Origin of the sequence: Shewanella sp. 38A_GOM-205m (assembly GCF_000518445.1) — a bacterium.
GTDB classification, from domain to species: Bacteria; Pseudomonadota; Gammaproteobacteria; order Enterobacterales; family Shewanellaceae; genus Shewanella; species Shewanella algae.
In genome coordinates this window covers 58,546-78,643 of the sequence record NZ_JADP01000020.1, presented here as the reverse complement: position 1 = coordinate 78,643, position 20,098 = coordinate 58,546, and the positions used below count along the sequence as shown (strand labels likewise).

At 56.7% G+C, this 20,098-nt stretch carries 17 protein-coding genes; 9 read left to right on the top strand and 8 right to left on the bottom strand.

The window, feature by feature from the left end:
• Positions 1-58: 58 nt before the first annotated feature.
• Positions 59-676: a response regulator transcription factor gene (locus N512_RS0113250; RefSeq protein WP_269319541.1), complete on the bottom strand. Its 618-nt coding sequence runs from the start codon at positions 674-676 to the stop codon at positions 59-61.
• Between the two features lie 236 nt (positions 677-912).
• Here N512_RS0113250 and N512_RS23035 point away from each other — a divergent pair, with 236 nt between their 5' ends.
• Positions 913-2,679: a sensor histidine kinase gene (locus N512_RS23035; protein ID WP_101058637.1), complete on the top strand. Its 1,767-nt coding sequence runs from the start codon at positions 913-915 to the stop codon at positions 2,677-2,679.
• 82 nt (positions 2,680-2,761) lie between these two features.
• Here N512_RS23035 and N512_RS0113240 read toward each other — a convergent pair whose 3' ends face one another.
• Positions 2,762-3,673, bottom strand: coding sequence for a LysR family transcriptional regulator (locus N512_RS0113240; protein ID WP_028780642.1), 912 nt, complete (start codon positions 3,671-3,673; stop codon positions 2,762-2,764).
• A gap of 119 nt (positions 3,674-3,792) precedes the next feature.
• On the opposite strand from N512_RS0113240, the gene N512_RS0113235 reads away from it, so the two are divergent.
• From N512_RS0113235 to N512_RS0113225, 3 genes are read left to right on the top strand one after another with little or no spacing between them, the layout of a single operon-like run.
• Positions 3,793-4,899, top strand: a complete 1,107-nt coding sequence (locus tag N512_RS0113235; RefSeq protein WP_028780641.1) for an alkene reductase — start codon at positions 3,793-3,795, stop codon at positions 4,897-4,899.
• Positions 4,896-5,477 (top strand): ester cyclase, encoded by a 582-nt coding sequence (locus tag N512_RS0113230; protein ID WP_081737168.1) that lies wholly within the window; start codon positions 4,896-4,898, stop codon positions 5,475-5,477. The genes N512_RS0113235 and N512_RS0113230 overlap by 4 nt, the downstream gene beginning before the upstream one ends.
• A gap of 12 nt (positions 5,478-5,489) precedes the next feature.
• Entirely contained in the window at positions 5,490-6,500 is a 1,011-nt protein-coding gene (locus N512_RS0113225) for a polysaccharide deacetylase family protein (RefSeq protein ID WP_025010201.1), read from the top strand.
• Between the two features lie 88 nt (positions 6,501-6,588).
• On the opposite strand, the gene N512_RS0113220 is transcribed toward N512_RS0113225, so the two are convergent.
• From N512_RS0113220 to N512_RS0113205, 4 genes are all read right to left on the bottom strand, one after another.
• Positions 6,589-7,731 carry a putative sulfate/molybdate transporter gene (locus N512_RS0113220; RefSeq protein ID WP_028780639.1) on the bottom strand — a complete coding sequence of 381 codons (1,143 nt, stop codon included), beginning with the start codon at positions 7,729-7,731 and terminating at the stop codon, positions 6,589-6,591.
• Positions 7,732-8,024: 293 nt separating this feature from the next.
• Positions 8,025-9,425 (bottom strand): tetrathionate reductase family octaheme c-type cytochrome, encoded by a 1,401-nt coding sequence (locus N512_RS0113215; RefSeq protein WP_028780638.1) that lies wholly within the window; start codon positions 9,423-9,425, stop codon positions 8,025-8,027.
• A gap of 12 nt (positions 9,426-9,437) precedes the next feature.
• Complete coding sequence (locus N512_RS0113210) at positions 9,438-11,165, bottom strand: DUF3373 domain-containing protein (RefSeq protein ID WP_028780637.1); 1,728 nt, start codon at positions 11,163-11,165, stop codon at positions 9,438-9,440.
• Between the two features lie 362 nt (positions 11,166-11,527).
• Positions 11,528-11,854 carry a c-type cytochrome gene (locus N512_RS0113205; RefSeq protein ID WP_025010197.1) on the bottom strand — a complete coding sequence of 109 codons (327 nt, stop codon included), beginning with the start codon at positions 11,852-11,854 and terminating at the stop codon, positions 11,528-11,530.
• A 569-nt stretch (positions 11,855-12,423) separates the two neighbouring features.
• On the opposite strand from N512_RS0113205, the gene phsA reads away from it, so the two are divergent.
• The 4 genes from phsA (at position 12,424) to N512_RS0113185 (ending at position 17,573) form a co-directional block, all read left to right on the top strand.
• Positions 12,424-14,703 carry a thiosulfate reductase PhsA gene (phsA, locus tag N512_RS0113200; protein ID WP_028780636.1) on the top strand — a complete coding sequence of 760 codons (2,280 nt, stop codon included), beginning with the start codon at positions 12,424-12,426 and terminating at the stop codon, positions 14,701-14,703.
• A gap of 12 nt (positions 14,704-14,715) precedes the next feature.
• Positions 14,716-15,288: a 4Fe-4S dicluster domain-containing protein gene (locus tag N512_RS23030; protein ID WP_037475025.1), complete on the top strand. Its 573-nt coding sequence runs from the start codon at positions 14,716-14,718 to the stop codon at positions 15,286-15,288.
• Positions 15,285-16,229 (top strand): NrfD/PsrC family molybdoenzyme membrane anchor subunit, encoded by a 945-nt coding sequence (nrfD, locus tag N512_RS0113190; protein ID WP_025889627.1) that lies wholly within the window; start codon positions 15,285-15,287, stop codon positions 16,227-16,229. Before N512_RS23030 ends, nrfD begins: the two co-directional genes overlap by 4 nt.
• 150 nt (positions 16,230-16,379) lie before the next feature.
• Positions 16,380-17,573, top strand: coding sequence for a conjugal transfer protein TraF (locus N512_RS0113185; protein WP_028780635.1), 1,194 nt, complete (start codon positions 16,380-16,382; stop codon positions 17,571-17,573).
• A 2-nt stretch (positions 17,574-17,575) separates the two neighbouring features.
• On the opposite strand, the gene N512_RS0113180 is transcribed toward N512_RS0113185, so the two are convergent.
• Positions 17,576-18,319, bottom strand: coding sequence for a sulfite exporter TauE/SafE family protein (locus tag N512_RS0113180; RefSeq protein ID WP_028780634.1), 744 nt, complete (start codon positions 18,317-18,319; stop codon positions 17,576-17,578).
• Positions 18,320-18,395: 76 nt separating this feature from the next.
• Positions 18,396-18,710: a met regulon transcriptional regulator MetJ gene (gene metJ / locus N512_RS0113175; protein WP_025889629.1), complete on the bottom strand. Its 315-nt coding sequence runs from the start codon at positions 18,708-18,710 to the stop codon at positions 18,396-18,398.
• Between the two features lie 215 nt (positions 18,711-18,925).
• On the opposite strand from metJ, the gene metB reads away from it, so the two are divergent.
• Complete coding sequence (metB, locus tag N512_RS0113170; protein ID WP_028780633.1) at positions 18,926-20,086, top strand: cystathionine gamma-synthase; 1,161 nt, start codon at positions 18,926-18,928, stop codon at positions 20,084-20,086.
• Positions 20,087-20,098: the final 12 nt, after the last annotated feature.

Here is a 20,098-nt window from a genome sequence, read left to right as displayed (position 1 = left end):
GCGGATGGGGCAAAGCTAAACAGCCAAAGTGCGACAAGCTGTCGCACCCGGGAGAGGGTCAAACCAAGGGGGTGAACTTAATCAGTTCGGCAATACTGTGAACACCAAGCTTTTTCATGATCTTGGCGCGATGCACTTCTATGGTTCGCAGCGATAGATAGAGAGCTTCGGACATCTGTTTATTGGTCATTCCCTGCACCAGCAGCTGCAGTACCTGCTGCTCCCGCTCGGTCAGGGTGGCGTATTTCTGCTGCAGTTGCTGCTGTTCATGGGTCTTGAGGCTGTAGTCGAAGGCTTTTTCGATGGCGGCGGCCAGCGCCTTGCCGGCAACCGGTTTCTGGAAAAAGTCGCAGGCTCCCTGACGAAAGGCATCAACGGCCATCGGCAGATCGCCATGGCCGGTGAGAAAGATGATCCCCAAGGGGCTGTTGGTCTCCAATAATCTCTGCTGTACCTGCTGGCCGGTGAGTTCCGGCATGCGGCTGTCGAGGATTACGCAGCCAGGCGCCTCCAATTCGGCGGCCTGGAGAAATGCCTGGCCGCTGTCAAAGGCTTGCAGCCGGTAACCGAACTGGCTTAGCATAAAGCCGAGTGAATCCCGAACGGCGGCATCGTCGTCCACCAAATAAAGCGCTATGTCAGTCACATACTTGCCTCTCTCGAGTGAATAAGCCAATCCTAATCTTTGTCGCGACTGGGCTCAAACCCGGTTGTTGGCTTTTAGAGCCAGATCACTGAGGTGTTGGCCGACATTTGCCCTCCATCAAGTTATTTTTTCGCCGTCTGTATTAGCTTATCTTCATGGATGAAAGGGGAGTTGGAATGGCCAGAATATTAATCTTGATACTGTTGTTGGGGGCCGGGTGTGCTTCGGCTTCGGCGCAACTGTATGAACCGGCGACCGATGCCGAAATGGGTGACGAGCCCATAGAGGCTGTGTTCCGGGTCGGGGTACTGGCCAATCACGGGGTTGCCCAGGCAAAAGAGAGATGGCGCCCCATGATGCGTTATCTCAGCCAACAGCTGCCCGGCAATCGTTTCGAGGTGGAGCCGCTGACCTTTGATCAAATGAGCCAGCAACTGCTGGAGCACAGGATCCACTTTATTGTGACCAACCCGGGGCAGTATCTTAGCCTCAGCAGCAAGTTACCCCTGTCCTGGCTGGCCACCATGCGCAGCCGTAAGCATCAGGGAACCACCTTTGCCATCAGCTCGGCGATCATAGTGCGGGCCGACAGCCCGGTGCGTAATATTGAGGAGCTGCGCGGCGCCACTGTGGTGGCCAGCGATCCTCAGGCGCTGGGGGGATATCAGGCGACAGTAGGCTTGCTGAATAAGCGTGGCTTTGCCGCCAAGCGTTTTTTCGGTGAGGTGCGTTTTCTGGGGTTTCCGCTGGAGCCTCTGGTTTACCAGGTGCGTGACCGCACAGTGGATGCCGCCATCACCCCCTTCTGTACCCTGGAAGAGATGGTGGAAACCGGCTTGGTGCAGCGCCAGGACTATCGGGTGATCAACGGCGTCAAGCCAGAGGGCTATGACTGTGAAACCAGCAGTGCCCTCTATCCCAACTGGTCATTTGCCGCCTCTGACCTGGTGCCCAGCCATATCACCCAGGCGGTGACCCGGGCGCTGTTCGACTTGCCTTCCGACTCTGAAGCAGCGATCAAGGCCGACACCATGGGCTGGACAGCTCCTATCAGTCAGCTCAAAGTGATCAAGCTGTATGAGGAGCTGGATCTCCACGGCGGCCCACCCCCTTTGTATGAAGCTGCCATCGACTGGGTACGCAAGAACAAGGAGTGGGGCGGAGCGCTGCTGTTACTGTTTCTGATCTCCACTCTCTACCACCTGTGGCTGGAGTACAAGTTCCGCCAGAAGAGTGAATTCTTGCTGGCAACAGAGCGACAACTGCGGGATAAAGAGTTGCAACTGGAACGAATGCAGAGTGCCGCTATTCTGGGCGAAATTGGTGCCGGGCTGGCGCATGAACTCAACCAGCCGATTGCCGCCATTACCCAATACAGCGAAGGCGCCATGATGGTGCTGGAGCAGCGCGCCGCCGAGGGCTGTGGCGAGCGCGCCGATGCCATGCGTGAGGTGCTGACCAAGATCAATAATCAGTCTATCCGCGCAGGGGCCGTGGTGCATCGTATTCGCGGCTTGTTGCGTCGGCGCCGGGCCGAATCTGAGCCTGTGGTGATAGAGTCGCTGCTCAGGGATGCACTGGCGCTGTTTCAGCGGCCGATGGAGCAGCAGGGCGTCGAGCTCAAAATAAGTCGTCGCGGGCCGGAGCGGCCCTTGCTGGGGGATGCAGTGGGGCTGAGTCAGATGCTGGTTAACCTGCTGAAAAATGCCATGGATGCCTTGGATGCAGTATCGGGTAAACGGGAGATCCAACTCAAACTCGACTATCAGGCCGCGCCCCCAGCCGCTGGGACCAAGGGAGAGTGGTTGCTGTTGGAGCTCTTGGATACAGGCACGGGGTTGAGCGCCTCGGCGGCGGAATTAATGCTGTCTTTCGCCACCACCAAGGAGGATGGATTGGGGCTGGGATTGGCTATCTGCCGCGACGTGGTGACCCAGCATAATGGTCATCTGGAGCTGGAAAACCGCCGCGAGTGCCGCGGCTGCCGAGTGCGGGTGTGGCTGCCTCTGGGGGCAACAGCCCTGAGCGAATAAAAGCCCTGAGCGAGAAAAAAGCCCCGAGCGAATAGAAAGCCCGGCGCTAATCCCGGCAACGCTGCGCTAGAATGGGCTCGGTTCAAATCAACGGAAAGCGCCGCTCAAATGTCTGAAACCTGTCGGCCAGAAAATCTATCACCCGCCGCACCTTGAAGCTGGGGTAGTCGGTATGCAGGTACAGGATTTGCAGCGGCACAGTCTCGCATTGCTGGGGCGAAAAAAGGTTAATCAGCCGCCCGGCATGCACATCTTCGGCGACATCCAACCAGCTCTTGAAGGCGATGCCCTGGCCCTCCAGGGCCCAGTCGCGAATGACGGCGCCATCATTGGCTATTCGCCTGCCTTTCACCTCGACGGCCAATGGGTTACCGGCTTCCGTGAAGCCCCAGCGTTGCCAAGGCTCACCGCCACGATTGAGGATCAGCACCTTATGCTGGCTCAGTTCATGGGGCGTCTTGGGCCGACCATATTGGGCCAGATACTCAGGCGAGGCCACCGCTACCCTGTGCACATACAAGAGATGCCGCCGCATCAGGCTGGAGTCGCTCAAATGGCCGTACCTCAGCGCCAGGTGAACATTCTGGCCGATGAGATCTGTCAGCTGATCGCCGAAGAAATACTGCAGTGACAACTCGGGCGCCCCGACCATCAGTTGGTCCAGCCAGGGACGTATCAGGCTGCGGCCCAAGTCCGAAGGCAGTGCCAACCTGACTTCCCCTTTGAGCTCACCGCGGCTTTCCGCCAACGCCATGGCGGCATTGTCCAAAAGCCCCATCGCCTGACGGGCGGCATCGACAAACACTTGTCCCTCTTCGGTGAGCTGCAGTCGCCGGGTGGAGCGGGCAAACAACTGGCTGCCCAGCTTCTTTTCCAGCCGCTGCAGTGCGGCACTGGCGGCGGCCGGGGTCATGCCCAGCTCGCGTCCGGCGGCAGACAGGCTCTGAAGTTCGGCCACCCGTAAGGCCAGTTGCAGATCATTGAGATGATACATTCAAAAATTATTTGAAAATAAGTTAAGTAATAGCCCAATTATCAATCAAGTTCGAAAGATAGACAATGAGCCTGTGAAGTGTTCCGGCGAGCTCGCCATTCAGTCATCAGGAGTTTCATATGTCACTGTTCGTTCCATATTCCCTCAAGGGATTGTATCTGTCCAATCGGGTGGTCATGGCCCCCATGACGCGTTCGCGCACCAGTCAACCGGGCAATATTCCCAATGCCATGATGGCGGAATACTACCGTCAGCGCGCCTCGGCAGGGCTTATCATCACAGAAGCCACCCAGATTTCCGACGACAGCCAGGGCTATTCCTTTACACCCGGGGTCTACACCCAAGAGCAGCTGCAGGGATGGCGTTTGGTTACCCGCGCCGTGCATGACGCCGGGGGACGAATCTTCAATCAGCTTTGGCATGTTGGCAGGGTGTCTCACCCCGTGTTCCAGAAGGGAGATGCGCCGATAGCCCCTTCGGCCATAGCACCGACGGCGACTCAGGTGTGGGTTTCAAACGGCAGTGATGGCGGCCAGATGGTGGATTGTCCGGAACCCAGAGCCATGACCCAGGCTGATATCGACCGGGTTGTGAATGATTTTGCCAATGCCGCAGTCAATGCCGTTGAAGCGGGTTTTGATGGCATTGAGGTACATGGTGGTAACGGTTATCTGATCGATCAGTTTCTGCGAACCAACTCCAATAAGCGTAACGATGCTTACGGCGGCACTAAGGCCAACAGAGTACGTTTCCTGCTGCAGGTGGTAGATGCCATCGCCAAACGCATAGGCCCGGAGCGGGTGGGGATTCGCCTGGCGCCCTATGTCACCTTTAAGGATATGGCTTGCCCGGAAATCGTTGACACCATACTCCTGGCGGCGGCCGAGCTTAACAAGCGAGGAGTCGCTTATTTGCACTTGTCTGAAGCCGATTGGGACGATGCGCCTGAGATTCCCGAAAGCTTTCGTCGCAGCCTGCGTCATGCCTTTCCAGGCTGCATCATAGTGGCCGGTCGCTACGATCTCGAGCGCGCCGAGACAGTATTGGAGCAAGGCTATGCCGATCTGGTGGCCTTTGGCCGCCCCTTTATCTCCAACCCGGATCTGCCCAAACGTTTACAGCTCGGTAAGCCGCTGGCGCCGCTCGGCACTGGCCCACTGTTTGGAGGCGGCGCCGAGGGATACACAGATTATCCGGCGTTGCAGCCTCTTGAGGTGGGTCAATGAAGCGGGAAAGCCCGGCGCTCAATGCGTCTCGGGCCTTGAGCCGCGCCGCCATTTGGCCGGCCTTGCTCTGTAGTACTCTGGCCTTAAGTGCTGCATCAGTAGTGGCCAGACCGGCTGCTTTGGCAACAAACCTGCCTGTGCCCAAGGTTCTGGTGACAGATGGCAGTCAGGCTGAGGCCGAGATTGTTCAGGCGGCCCGTCTTTACGCCGCATTTTGGAACAGTGGCGATCCGGCCTTTGCCCGTGCAGCCCTGAGTGAACACTTTGTCGATCGTACGCTGCCAAGCGGGCGGCCCCAGGGACTTGGCGGGGTATTACAGGCATCAGAGGGCTTCAGACGGGCGGTGCCGGATCTCAGTGCTGAGATTGAGCATCTCCTGGTGGCCGATGACTATGTCACTGTGCGTCTGAGGTTTCGTGGTCATTTCAGTGGCCAATTTGGCGAACTGCAGGGTCAGGGGCAGGCGATAAATTTTCAGGCGGTGGATCTCTACCGGGTTAAGCAAGGCCGTATTACAGACAACTGGCATCTGGAAGACTATCAGAGTCTTTTCTCCCAGATGAATCTCAAGCCTTAAGGAGCAAAGAGTATGCATTCACGCAGACAATTTTTAATGGCCGGCGGCGCTCTGGCTGCCGGTTTGGGTCTAAGTCAAACCGCCGTTGCCGCTGGTGGCATGAGCACGCCCATGTTGCTTCCAGGGGCTGCGGCCGCTGATGGCAAAAATAACCCAGCAGGCAAGCGCCATTTCTGGCCCAATGGTGAGCGCCTGGTTATCTCCATCTCAATGCAGTTTGAAGCGGGAGCCCAAGGGGCAAATGCCGAAGGGCCGTTTCCCCCCATGGAGCCGGGTTATGTTGATACCATCACGCCGACATGGTACGCCTACGGCATGAATGAGGGGATCCCCCGGCTTTTGCGGCTGTGGGACAAACACGGTATCAAGGTGACGTCGCACATGGTGGGGCGGGCTGCCGAACTGGCTCCTGAGCTTGCCAGAGCCGTAGCCGAGCATGGTCATGAGATCTCCGGCCATGGTCAGAGTTGGACGCCGCAGTACAGCATGAGTGAAGCCGAAGAGCGCGGCTCCTATGAGCAGAGTATTGCCACTCTTGAGCGGATCACCGGCCAGCGGCCGTTGGGGTTCAACGCCTTTTGGATGCGGCATACCCCCAAGACGTTGGAGATACTGCAGCAGCTCGGTTTTATCTACCACATAGATGATCTGGGCCGCGACGAGCCGTCGCTGATCCCTGTCAAAGGAAAGCCGTTTGCCGTGGTGCCCTATAGCCTGCGCAACAACGATATAGGCCGCTTCGGCGGCAATACAGCCATGACAGCCGCGGCCTTCCTGCAGGAACTCAAGGATGAATTTGACTGCCTCTATCTCGAAGGGGCAGACCGCAGACGCATGATGTCCATCAGTGTTCACGACAGGATAGGCGGTGCTCCCGGAATCGTCAGCGCACTCAATTCCTTCCTTGAGTACGCCAAGTCTCATGCAGATGTCGGTTTTATGCGTAAGGATGAGATTGCCAGGTGGGCCTTGAGCCAAAACGATGTGCCGCTTAATCCGCCGCGACGCTTTCCGGCAGGCTAAGTGGCCCGGCAGATAACGCCTGCCATCGACTCTAAAGCCACCATCCCGGGCTCAGTTTGAACCGGGATGGTGGCTTTGTGGATTGAGATCAGCGCAGTGCGCTCAGGGTTTGCCACTGGCGGCGGCCGAATTCCAGCACCACACCTACAGCCAGACCGGCGGCGGCATTGACGGCCAGGCTCACCACAGCGGTCGCCAGGATAACAAAGATACAGAAAGGCTTGCCGTCCAAGAGGCGTTTGGACCAGGCCAACTGCAAGCCGGCGGTGGACAGCAGACTACCGAGAATAGCCAGCGGAATAAGGCTCAGCAGCCAGGCCACGTTTTCCCCCCAGGAGAGAGCGATCAGCAGGCAACTGCCGCCGAAGATCAGCGGCGCCCATAGGTGGCGGGCACCGAAATGGTATTGCACCGCCAACCCACCGGCACCGTGGCACATGGCCGAAGCACCGAAGGGACTCAGCAGCAGGTTGGCCAGGCCAGAGCTGGTAGCAAAGGCCTTGGGGCTGAAACGCTTGCTGTCTTCGGGGAACTTCTCTTTGGCCATTACTGAGGTGGCGATAACGGCATTGGTCAAAGTCAACGCCAGTTGCGGCAGCACTAACAGGGTCGCCGCGGCGCCCCAGTCATTTAACTCGGGCCAGCTCAAGTGCCAAGGCGTGTTGTTGAACACAAAGCTGCTGTCGCTGCCGCCTTGCTGGTATTGCCACAGCATGCCGAGGGCGATCACCAAGGGCATGGCCAGATAGCGCAGCGGGATAAAGCGGGCAAAGAAAATCAGTGCGAAGGCGCCGAATCCCAGCACAGGCTCGTCGGCCATCATCTTGAAACCCATCCACAACAGCTGCAGCCCTATGGCCAGTTGGATACCGACACTGACAGCCTGGGATATTTGCCGCGACAGCCAACTGATGGCGCCGGAGGCCGCCAGTAACAGCAGTATTACTCCCATCAGCATGGCGCTGGCTTGCATCATGCCGGGTGTCAGCCCCTGGGCAATGACCAGGGCGGCAATCACTTTCATGGGTTGCACGGGAATGGGGCGGCGATAAAACAGAGCGGTGGCCAGGGCAAAGAGACCGAAACCGAGAAAAATGCCTTGGGGAGAAAACTGATTCAGGGCGATCAGCCCAAGCACCAGAGGAAGAAAGGTTCCCAGATCGGCAAAGGCGCCGCTGAGCTCGCCCAGGGAGCGGTTTAATGAGGAAAAAGTCTTGCCGTTTGTTGTCATTGCACTTGCCACAGAAAAGGATGCCCAGACAACGCAAGAAAAATGCCATTTTTTGTAGGGAGTTGCATCATCAATGACCCGAATTTACCGTCATAGTCTAATTCAGTGTAGTGCCGCTTGGACACTTTGGCCCGATTCTGGGTCTAAATGTCTTTTTTGGGGATAAGTGGCATCTCATTTGGAGAGTAACAGATGAGAGAGTGGCAGATGAGAGAGTAACAGATGAGAGAGTGACCGGCTCCCGGGAGGCAGGGAGATGCGGGAGCCGGTCTTCAGGGCTTGCCTGAATCTGATCAACGGGCGTGGCGAGCGCCGCCTTTGTGTTTCATGGGGTCGCCCTCATAGCCCAGTGCCTGCCAGTCGAGGCGGTCGCCGCCGTTGTGGCAGTCGGCGCACTTGAGCGCTTCGCTCTTGGGCGAGACCATGTGGTTGATACGCCACCACATTTCGGTTTGGGCAAAGCCGTACTGGCCGCTGTAGCTGATGCCCTTGGCCTGCATGGGCTCACTGGCGGCCATCCCTAAGCGAATCGCCTTATCCCAGTCAAACTCAGACCAGAAACCGCCCTTGCCATAGGTCTTGGGATTGAGCAGCACCTTGTTGACCTTATCGTACACCTGCTTGCCTGTGTGCACCTTGAAGGGGTGGATCTTCGCCTTGGGATCCTGAATGTCACCCAGGGGGAAGGTCAGACGGGTGACCTGCTCGGGATCCATCTTGTCACCGGCCATATAGGCATCGGCGCGGCCGTTGTACCAGGCGTAGCTGGGCTTGACCATCTTGCCCCAAACGAAGCTGCCCTTTTTCTTGGCGTAGCTGTGACGACCATATTGATCTAGGCTCTCTTCCCTGTCTTCACCGGCAGTTGACCAGTCCCAGTGCAGCTTGGTGGGTTCATGGCGGGCAAAGAAGGGAATGTGGCAGGTCTGACAGGCCACGGTCGCCGCGTGCTTGTTCAGCTGTTTGTTGCCGTGTGGCGCACTGTCGTGGCAATTGTCACAGCCGATATGATCTTCACCACCTGGGGACACACCCATGGCGTTACCGCTGATCATATGCTTCTGGGTGGTGTGGCAGTCCTGACACTGGAAGTCATTACCATCGCTGTCCATATGCACATCCGTGGCCTTGTCCGGGTAGGCCATGGAGGAGTCGAGGTCGCCATGCTTGACCGCATCTCCGCCGCCGCCATAGAAGTGGCAGCTGCCGCAGTTATCTCGCACCGGCTTGCCGACATTCTGGGCGACCCGCAGCAGATCCACTGTCTTGAATACCTCTCCGGCCGCGACGGGATCTTTGACATAGGTACCCGTGGTGTCATGGCACACCAGGCAGTCCACCTTGGTCTTGTCCTTGAAGTCGAAGCTGTTGTCTTTCCAGCCGTAACCGGCATGGCAGCCGGTACAGCGCGGTTCGTTACCGGCGATGGAAACACAGAAGTTGTTGATGGAGTTTTTCTTACCCCGTTTGACTGTGCGTCCGGGCAGTTCCTGCTCCAGTTCCCAGGTCCAGTGGGATGACAGCATAAAGTCATCGGCGTCTTTTTCATGGCACTCAAGGCAGGCTTGGGTGACTTCCGAGCCTGTGTTAAAAGGGCCCTTGAGCACCTCTTTGTGGGGGCCTCCGGCCTGGGCTGGGCTCAGGAGACCGAGCCAGAGTGCCGTGGCTATAAATGGCAGATAAAATGTTTTCATCTGTGTTCCTCCCTAGAAATTCACTGTCAGTGAGGCGTTGATATCCAGCGCCGTATCCACCACGGGCAATAGCGAATAGGCGTTGCCGTCCAGCACTTCATCCACCTTTACAGGTGCACCCACGGGCGTGCCCGAACCAGTGTATTCATAGTCGTAGTAGAGCCCCGCCAGCTTGATAAACATCCTGGGGTTGATATCGAAGATGTAGTAAGCCTCGGCCACATGACCGCGGGTGGCCAGCTTGCTGCCGACCGGGTCGTCCTGGGCCTGGGTGAAGGGCGTCCAGTACTTGGAGCCATAGTTGTATTCCAGACCGAACTTGCCGTAAGGCGCCGGGATCTGCATGCCGATATAGATGCCGTAACCATCGTGGGAAGCATCGGACTCGGCGCTGGATGGCACCATCAGCAGTTCATCGCCACTGCTGTTGAGCTCTGCCTGGAACACGGCGTCGGTCAACATGCCGCCGAACATGCCGGCGTTGCCGTTGCTCTCGCCGCGGGTCCAGCCGAAGGAGGCAAACAGCTTGAGATCGTCATCGGATTCATAGGCATAGCCCAGGCCGCCCAGGTACATGTCGCCTATGACCCCGCTGGGTTGCACCCGGGTAACAAAGTTGAAGTTGTCGAATTTCTGCAGATCGCTGTAGAGGGTGGGGGCGAAAATCCCGGCCAACTCGTTGGGGAAGGCCATGGTGCCCTTGAAGCCGTCGTTGATATCCCGCGCGGCAAACAGGGTCAGTTGCAGGAAGTGGTTACCGTCGTTGATCACATCAATGTTGAAACCGCCCAGGTGAGTGTCCTTGCTGACGGTATCGCCATAGAGCTCGCCATTGCCCCATTGGGACTCAAAGCCCTGACCGTAACAGAAACGCACCACCTGGCCTTCTATCCCTGTGAGCTCTCCAAGCTTGTAGCCCAGAGTGGCGCCGTCAAAGTTGAAGTTGACCAGGTGCCCGGAAGGGGTGCCGCCACGCTTTTCATTTTCCCGGTAGTGGCTCGGCGGACCATAGGTGGAGGGGCGACGGCCTACAGACAGATAAAACTCGCTGCCGCCGATGTTTTTCCAGTCAAAGTAGGCGCGCTCGACCCGCAGCCAGTCGCCGCTGGGGTTGCCTGAGTTGGTGCCGTCCATGGTGAAAGAGCGCCAGGAATCAAACACCTGCACACCGGTGGAATCGCCCCAGTCCTTGAACATGGTCAGGCGTCCGGCAAAGCTGACGTTGTCCCACACCTTGGCCTTGAGATCGAGCCGCAGCCGGGTGGTGTAGAAGATGTCATTGTCTATGTCGCCACTGCTATAAGGCGCCAGCACATAGGGCATAACGCCCTGCAGTTGTCCCTGGGCAAAGGCGTTGCCCAGCTCAGGGTTGGCGGCCATCATCTTGCCAAGGGGCGAGGTGGGATCCATGGGGTTGCCCAGTTCGCCGGCCATGGCTTTGGCGCCGAAGTCGTTGAAGTCCATCTTGATCGCCGGATGCCAGGTGACATTGCCATAGTGCAGCGAGTGGGCTCGGGTGCGAAAGTCGCCGCTGATCTCCAGTCGATCGAGCGCCGTGTGCCGCTCTGTCTTGTCCACCCGGCTGTTGAGTATATCCAGCTCTTCGGTGATCTCCTGCAGTTGCTGTTTAAGCTCGCGGATCTTGGTGCTGTCATCCAGTTCCCCGGCCTGAAGCTGGGGGCTGCCCAGCAGAGCCAAACCCAGAGCCTGGGCCACCGCCAGTGCGATAAGAGTACGCATAGTTGATTCTCCTGACCGGCCTTGCCGGTCGTTTTCAGGCAGCAAGCAGCCCTGGGGTAACCCCATACTTGGCTTACTGACTGTTAATGATTATGGGAAGGTGCGAACAAGTCCCATGTGTGCTCTGCGTCGGCTTACAGGCCTGGATGCAAGGCGTGGTTTGCAGTAAATGGCCTTAGTCCTTTGCAAGAAGCACAACACCGCAGGCCTGTAAGCCACGCCCTTCGGGGCTTGCACAGCAACCGGCTCTCTGCGTTATCCGACTTCGACATGCCCCGGCATGCCTTCAGTCAGATGCCTTGAACGCCAATTGCTGTGCAAGCCAGAGTGCCACGAGGACTTATTCGCACCTTCCCGCGCTATCAACCGCAGGTCTGGGGTTGATCCGAGTCGGCGGCATGGTCGTACAGGAACTGTTGAATATCCTTGAGTTCCTGCTCAGTTAAAGGCTGAAACGCCTCGGGTTTGGCTTTGTGTTTGTCTCTGGCGAAGAATCTGTCCCATTGGCTCATGGTCTTGCTCATGGGAGTCAGTTCGCCGCCTATGCCTGCTTTGCTGTGACACTCTTTACAGACTTTCTTGTACAGGTGTTTGCCTTTCTTGGGGTTGCCGCCGTCGGCTGCGGTGGCGCCTGTGGCCAATGCACAGGCTAAAAGCAGAAGGCCGAGTTTGCTGCTGGTGTTCATCATCTATTCCTCTGGGGTGACCGCCCGCTCCGTTAATGGGCTGTTATTTTATGTGTCCTTGCGGTTGTCAATTTAGCAATCCTGAGGTGCGTCAGCTTTGAACTGGATCACTTTCATGAAAATAATCTAATTGATAGAAATATCATTGAAATAAATCTAATGGATTGAGTGGTTTTATATTTGCAATATATTGATTTATTTTGTTTTTAATCTTTATCTGTTGACCTGTTAGAGAAGCCGTGAGTGGGATTTATAGCGGTTTTTTAGGCGTGATCAGCTTAACGTTTGTGAATATTTGTCGCGGTTAAAGTTGCATTTGTTAACTCTTGGGGTGCGTCTACAGACTCTTTTCTCATCAATCTGGGGCAGGATTCCCTTCACACTTTCACGCCCTTTCCGGCGTCTTTGCGGGGGCTGGATCACACTCGCTCCCCCTATGTGGTTTACCACAATACCCACAGAAATTTAATGGGTAAACAATGAGCTCAAGCCGCTGTAGTCAAGCGGAATCCAATTCAAACAATAACCTGTGTGAGCGACCTTTTCCCAAGGGGGAGAGGATGGAGGTAACCATGATAGAGCTTGATAGGCGCACCTTTCTGAAAGGGGCCGGAGCCGGAGGGGCAACCTGTGCCCTGGCCGGAGTTCTGCCCGGTTCGCTGGCGGCTTTGGGGCGTAGCCCACTGACCGGCAGTGCCACAGAAATTGCCAGTATGTGTGAGATGTGTTCAACCCGTTGCCCGATTTCGGCGCGGATTGTTGATGGCAAAAACATCTTTATCAGCGGTAACAAAGAAGCCAAATCATTCGGCGGCAAGGTCTGTGCCCGAGGTGGCGCCGGTCATAGTCTGCTGTACGATCCACAAAGGATTGTCAAACCACTCAAGCGCGTCGGTGAGCGCGGCGAAGGCAAGTGGGCCGAAATCAGCTGGCAGGAAGCCTATCAAACCATCGCCAGCAAGCTGAATCAAATCAAAGCCGAGCATGGCCCTGAAGCCGTGGCGTTTTCCTCCAAGTCAGGCTCGCTGTCCGGACACCTGTTCTATTTGGGGCAGGCTTACGGCAGCCCCAACTCCTTTACCCACAACACCACTTGCCCGGGCGGTTATGTGGTCGCCGCCAAGGCGATGTTCGGCACCAAGGTAAAGCGGGATCTCTCCAACTCCAAGTACATCATCAATTTCGGTCATAACCTCTATGAGGGGATCAATATGTCCGAGACCCGAGGCCTGATGAAGGCCCAGGCCGACAAAGGCGCCAAGTTGGTGGTGTTTGAACCTAGGTTCTCTGTGGTGGCCGATAAGGCCGATGAGTGGTATGCCATTCGTCCCGGCTCGGATGTGGCCGTGGCCTTGGCGCTGTGCCATGTGCTGATTGCCGACAACCTTTATGACAAGGCCTTTATCGAGCGCTATGTTGAAGGTTTTGAGGCCTTTGCCGCCGAGGTTAAAGCCTACACCCCTGAGTGGGCTGAGAAAATTTCCGACGTACCTGCCGCAGATATCCGCCGTATTGCTCATGAGTATGCCGCCGCAGCGCCCCATGCCGTGGTCGACTTTGGCCACAGATCTACCTTCACTCCGGAAGAGTTCGATATGCGTCGGGCGCTGTATGCCGCCAACGTGCTGATTGGTAACCTGGAGCGTAAGGGTGGCCTCTACATGGGTAAGAAGGCCGGCAGCTACAACAAGTTTGCCGGTGAGGCTGTGGCCCCCGAGCTGGGTAAGCCGGGCGTCAAACTGCCCAAACCGCAAGCCAAACGCATCGACCAGATGGATGAGCAGTTTGCCATGGCCTGGTCCGGCGGTGGTATCTATCAGTCAATCATAGATGCGACTCTGGAAGCCAAGCCTTACCAACTGCGAGCCTGGGTCATGAGCCGCACCAACCCTATGCAGACCATGACCGACCGCGCCAAGGTGGTTGAGAGCCTGAAGAAGATGGAGTTTGTGGTTTCCTGTGATGTTTATATAAGTGAAACCGCCGCCTGGGCCGACATCATACTGCCCGAGTGTACTTATCTGGAGCGGGATGAAGAGGTGGCCGACAAGTCCGGCAAGAACCCGGCCTACTACCTGCGTCAGCAAGTGGTGGATGTGATTGGTGATGCCAAGCCTTCCTGGCAAATTTTCCGTGAACTGGGCATAGAGATGGGCCTGGAGCAGTACTATCCCTGGGAAAACATGGAAACCCTGCAATTCCTGCAGGTGAATAAAGACGCCCAGCTGCTACAGCACATCAAGGACAAGGGCTTTGTCAGCTACGGCAAACCGCTGATGCTGCGCGAACCCAAGATGGTGGCCGATTTTGTTGCCGCATACCCCAACGCCAGAACCGTGGATGAAGACGGTACTTACGGCAGCGCGCTCAAGTTCAAGACCCCCAGCGGCAAGATTGAACTGACCTCCGCCAAGGTGGAAGACATGGCGCCTGGACGCGGCACTATCGCCTATCGCGAAGTGACCCTGAAACAGCCGGACGAGCTCTACTTTATTCAGGGCAAGGTGGCGGTGCATACCAATGGCGCGACCCACAATGTGCCTATGCTGGCCAACCTGATGTCCGACAACGCCGTCTGGATCCACCCGGACACCGCCGCCAAGCATGGCATTGAGAATGGGGATGCCATTCGCCTCACTTCCAGTGTCGGCAGTGAAGAGGGCCATGCGCTGGTGACCAAGGGCATACGTCCCGACACTGTTTTCGCCTACATGGGCTTTGGCTCCAAGAACAAGGAGCTGGCACGGGCGACCGGCAAGGGCGTGCACTGCGGCAACCTGCTGCCCAACGTGACTGCACCTGTGTGCGGTATGAACGTACACACCACAGGTGTGAAGCTGGAAAAGGCATAAGGGGAGGCGAAGATGACTAAAAGATATGTGATGGTGCATGACGAGAATAAGTGCATCGGCTGTCAGGCCTGTAACGTCGCCTGCCGCAGCGAAAACGGTGTACCTGAGAGCGTAACTCGCCTGCAGGTACGGGTAGAAGGTCCATTCGGGGATGCGCCGCATCTGCACTTCAAGTATCACAGGGTGTCCTGTCAGCAGTGTGAAGATGCCCCTTGCGTCAAGGTCTGCCCTACCGGAGCGGCCTATGTGGGTGAGGATGGCATAGTCTCCATCAAGGCGGAAAAGTGTGTCGGTTGTATGTACTGTGTGGCAGCTTGCCCCTACAAAGTGCGCTTTATGAACCCGGAAACCAAGGTGGCCGACAAGTGCAACTTCTGTAAGGACACCCGACTGGCGCGCGGCGAACAACCCGCCTGTGTGACTGTGTGTCCCACAGACGCCCTGGTGTTCGGTGATGCCAACGAGGCCAGCAGCGAGGTGGCGACTCTGCTCAACACCCGCGTGACTTATCAGGACAAGACCCATCTGGGAACCAAACCCAGAATCTACCGTATTCCTGTCAAGAGAGGGGGGATCCAATCATGAACAATACTTGGGGCGATATGACGCAATACGACCCTGTCACCTGGCACTGGGTCATAGCCGTTTACCTCTTCTTGGCGGGGTTGTCGGCGGGTAGTCTGTTGATTGGGATCGGGCTGCGTTGGGTGCAAAACAAGACAGAGGGTGACAGCGGCATTCTCAAGGCCGCAGCCTTGATAGCGCCAGTGGCTATCTGTCTGGGGATGCTGTGTCTGGTGTTTGACCTGACCAAGCCATTCCACTTCTGGCTGATTCTGATCAACTATAACCTGACCTCTGTCATGTCCATCGGGGTGTTGGCGCTGTTGGTTTACATTCCGCTGACCTTTGCCTATGCGCTGGTCGTGCTGAAAGATGATCTCGGCAACTGGGGTCTGGGTTTCCTCAAGGGGATTGCAGAATCACTGACTGGCCTGCGCAAGACCATGGAAGTGCTGCTGTTCGTGCTGGCGATTGTCGTGGGTGCCTATACCGGCTTCCTGATCTCTGCCATGAACGCCTACCCCATGCTGAACACTGCCGTCTTACCGGCACTGTTCCTGGTGTCCGGCTTGTCGGCCGGTGCGGCTGCCAACGCGGTAGTAGCGCTGCTGCTGTTCAAGACAGACAAGCACTGCTCACAGCTGGGACGGATGCACGGTTTGGAATTGCCGGTAATGGCGGCAGAAATCCTGTTCCTGTTTATGCTGTTCTGCGCGCTCTACTTCAAGGGGGGCGCTGCTGCTGCCGCGCTGGCATCACTGACAAGCGGCGTCTGGGCCAGCGTGTTCTGGATTGGGGTTGTGGGTATAGGTTTTGGTATCCCGCTGCTTTCCATGCTGTTGCTGCCGGCGAGTACCCGTCACACCAAGGGAGCCATGCTGGCGGTAGCCTGCTGCAGCCTGACCGGCGTGCTGGCACTTAGACACTTTATTCTCTATGCAGGTCAGAGCTATCTTGGTTAACAAGCACTTCTGAACCTGTTTGAGCCTCAGCCCGTATCATTTGGTACGGGCTTTTTTGTGTTTGATGCCATAGTTTCATCGAGATTTGGACTATCTTTAACCCAGGTAACCGCTGTGCCAGGTTACAGATAAAAGCAAGAGGGTGATGGGATGAAACTGAGTCTTTTGACACTGCTTATGACGGGGTTTGCCAGCACGCTGGCGCTGGCTGGGCAGGATGTTTATGAGGCCCGCGCCGATGCCATGGGCGGCGTTGCCGTGGCGGCCGGTAATCGTGAGGCGGCGGCCTTTTCCAATCCGGCGCTGCTGGCTTTGCCTTCGCGCCGCAGCAATGACTTCAGTTTACTCATTCCAACCATAGGCGCCGATGGCGCCGATAAAGATCAGATGATCGACAAGTTTGACGCCCTGCAGGATAACTATGACGCCCTGGTCAATGCCATAGACGCCGCCGACACAGCGGCTATCGATGACTACCGAAAGCGCCTCAGTGGTGACTTGCAATCGCTGCAGGGCAACAGCGCCTATGTCAGCGCCGGTATCAATATGGCTTTGGTCATGCCCTCGGATGGTTTTAATTATGCCTTTGTATTCAAGAGTTATCTCGATGCCTTGGGAATAGCCGAAATCGCTGCCGCGGATATTGATGCCCTGGATAATTTGGACCCCAATAATCCGCCGGAAATCCAAGATTTAACCTCCCAGGGGCGAGTGGTGGCCGGGGCGGTTTCCGAGCTCGGGGTTGCCGTGAGCTATCCGCTATCTATCGTCAATATGCCGGTGACAGTGGGAGTCACCCCCAAGCTGCAACGGTTGGACAGTTTTAATTATGCTGTCAGCGCCAATAACTTCGATGCCGATGATTTCAACGATGATGATTATCGAAGCGATGACACAGGCTTTAACCTGGATATCGGTCTGGCATTCCAGCCATTGGATGGTTTGGTTATCGGTGTCAGTGGTCGTAATCTTATCGAGCGGGACTTAAGCAGCATAGAGGCCGGCGGCGTGCAGCTTACCTATCAGGTGAAACCTATGGTTACCGCAGGGGTGGCCTATGACTGGGCGGCCTTTTCACTCAGCAGCGACTTGGATCTTACCGACAACGACAAGTTTGCCGAGCTTGAGGGCAGCCGCTATTGGCGTTTGGGCGGTGAATACCGGCCTGCTGACTGGGTTGCTTTACGGCTCGGTTATCGCCAGGATCTCAATGATCACACCGCCGATCTTTATTCACTCGGGACAGGGTTCGCCATAGGCAACAGTTTCCGGCTGGATCTCACCGGCATGTTCGGCAGCGATGACGCCATAGGCGGCGTACTGCAAACCAGCTATCACTTCTAAAATTAACCGTTGATGAGCGCCAGGCTTGATTTGATGGTCAGCAACAGGGCGCTCAGCGCGCACAGCGCCAGCGTCAGGACTCGGGTCTTCTCTTTATCCACCCGGCCCACCAAGCGGCTAGCCACCAGAAAACCGAGAAATACCGAAGGCAGCAGCAACAGCGAAAGCCATAGGTGTCTCAAGGTCAAGAGGCCAAAACAGCCGAGAATAATCAAGGCTATCAATGAGCTGAAGATGAAGAAGGCCGACAGCGCTGCGCGGAACTGACTGGCATCCTTACCCGCCAGCAGCAGGGCCATCGGCGGTCCGCCTATGGCGGCCACGGTACCGAAGATCCCGGAAAATATCCCGGCAATAAACAGGCTGAGGCGGTTGATCTTGATGCTGTACTTTCTAAGGCTGAGGAATACGGCTACGGCCACAATCAAGGCTATGGTCAAGCCCAGAATAGGCTGCGGCGCCAGCAACAGCAGGGTGGCGCCAATCAGGCCGCCGGGAAGCCTTCCCAACAAGGCATATTGCAGGCCGTTGAATTCCAGGTGGCCACGCTCGCGTACCAGTGTCAGCAGGGCGATGGAAAAACCCATGGCGATAACCGGGGCAGGAACCAGTTCCGGATCGACGATATACAGCAAAGGTGTGGCCACCACGGCCAAGCCAAAGCCTATCAACGACTGGGTCAGGGCGCCGGTAAATATGATCAGGGACGCCAGTAGCAGGGTGACGGGATCTATCAGTGACAACATTCGCAAGCCCCAAAAAAGACAAGGATCGCACCGCGATCCTTGTTCAACTATAAGGTAATTCTGAGGGACAACACACTTACTCCATGTCTTCCCATTCTATGCCCATGGCATCCATCATGCGCTTGGCCTCTTCCGGGATGCTGTCGGGTTTGTCTTTGGACAAATCCCCATCGTTGGGCAGTGGCTGGCCGGTATAGGCATGCAGGAAGGCTTCGCACAGCAGTTCGCTGTTTGTGGCGTGCCGCAGGTTGTTTACCTGGCGCCGGGTGCGCTCATCGGTCAATACTTTCAGCACCTTCAACGGAATAGAGACAGTGATTTTTTTCACTTGCTCGTTCTTCTTGCCGTGTTCGGCATAAGGGCTGATGTATTCGCCATTCCATTCAGTCATTGATTCACCTGTGATCTCACTAATTCGCAGCAGATTTTAAACCCTTACAGGATACAGTCAAATGATTGCCTGCAAAATCTGTGCAATATGAACAGAAATCCATACATTTGGACGTCCAAACGTCTTGATGCCTATTGACGGCTGGATGGTCATTGGTTAGATTTAGACGTCCAGACATCTTTATGGTGTCGAACCTCAGCATTCAGGAGTCGATTATGACAGAGCGGCGATTAGCAACCACAGCGGTCCGGCAGGGCATCGAATCAGACAGCCAGCACGGGGCCGTGGTGCCACCCATCTATCTGTCGACCAACTATGCCTTTGATGGCCACACTCAGCCAAGAGCCTTTGATTATAGCCGCTCGGGTAATCCTACCCGCTCCATTCTGGGGGATGCCTTGGGGGAGCTGGAACAGGGCTGCAGTGCGGCAATCACAGCGACCGGCATGGCGGCCATTACTCTGGTGGTCAACCTGCTGGGGCCGGATGACCTCTTGTTGGTGCCCCATGACTGTTATGGCGGTAGCTATAGGCTGTTCACCAATCTGGCTGCCAAGGGCCAGTTTCGCTTGCAGGTTTTGGATCAAACCGACCCGCAAGCACTCGCCGCTGCCCTGGCGCAAAAGCCGCGCATGGTGTGGCTCGAGACGCCGTCCAATCCGCTGCTGCGGGTAGTGGATATTGCCGCTATTGCCGAGGCGGCCCACCAGCTGGGCGCATTGGTGGTGGTCGACAACACTTTTTTATCGCCGGCGCTGCAACAGCCTTTACTGTTGGGGGCCGATATAGTGGTGCACTCGACCACTAAATACATCAATGGCCACAGCGATGTGGTGGGCGGCGCCGTGATTGCCAAAGATCCTGAACTGGCAGAGCAGCTGCACTGGTGGTCCAACACGCTCGGGCTGAGCAGTGGCGCCTTCGACAGCTACCTGACCCTGCGTGGCCTGCGTACTCTGGCGCTGAGGATCCGCGAGCATCAGGCCAATGCCGAGCGCATAGTGGCGCTGCTAAGCCAGAGTCCCGTGGTAGACAAAGTTTACTATCCGGGGCTTAAGAGCCACCCAGGTCATGAGATTGCCGCCAGGCAGCAGAGTGGCTTTGGCGCTATGCTGAGTTTTGAGCTCAAGGGTGATGAGGCGCAGGTGGTTGCCTTCCTCGGCGCGCTCAGGCTGTTTTCCGTGGCCGAGAGCCTGGGAGGGGTTGAGAGCCTGGTGGCCGTGCCCGCCACCATGACCCACAGAGCCATGGCGTGTGATGCTCGCGCCGAAGCCGGCATTAAAGACACGCTTATCCGCTTGTCTGTGGGCATAGAAGATGGCCGGGATCTGCTGGATGATATCGCCGCCGGATTGGCTGCAGCCGCAAACTGTTGAATTGAAGGAGCT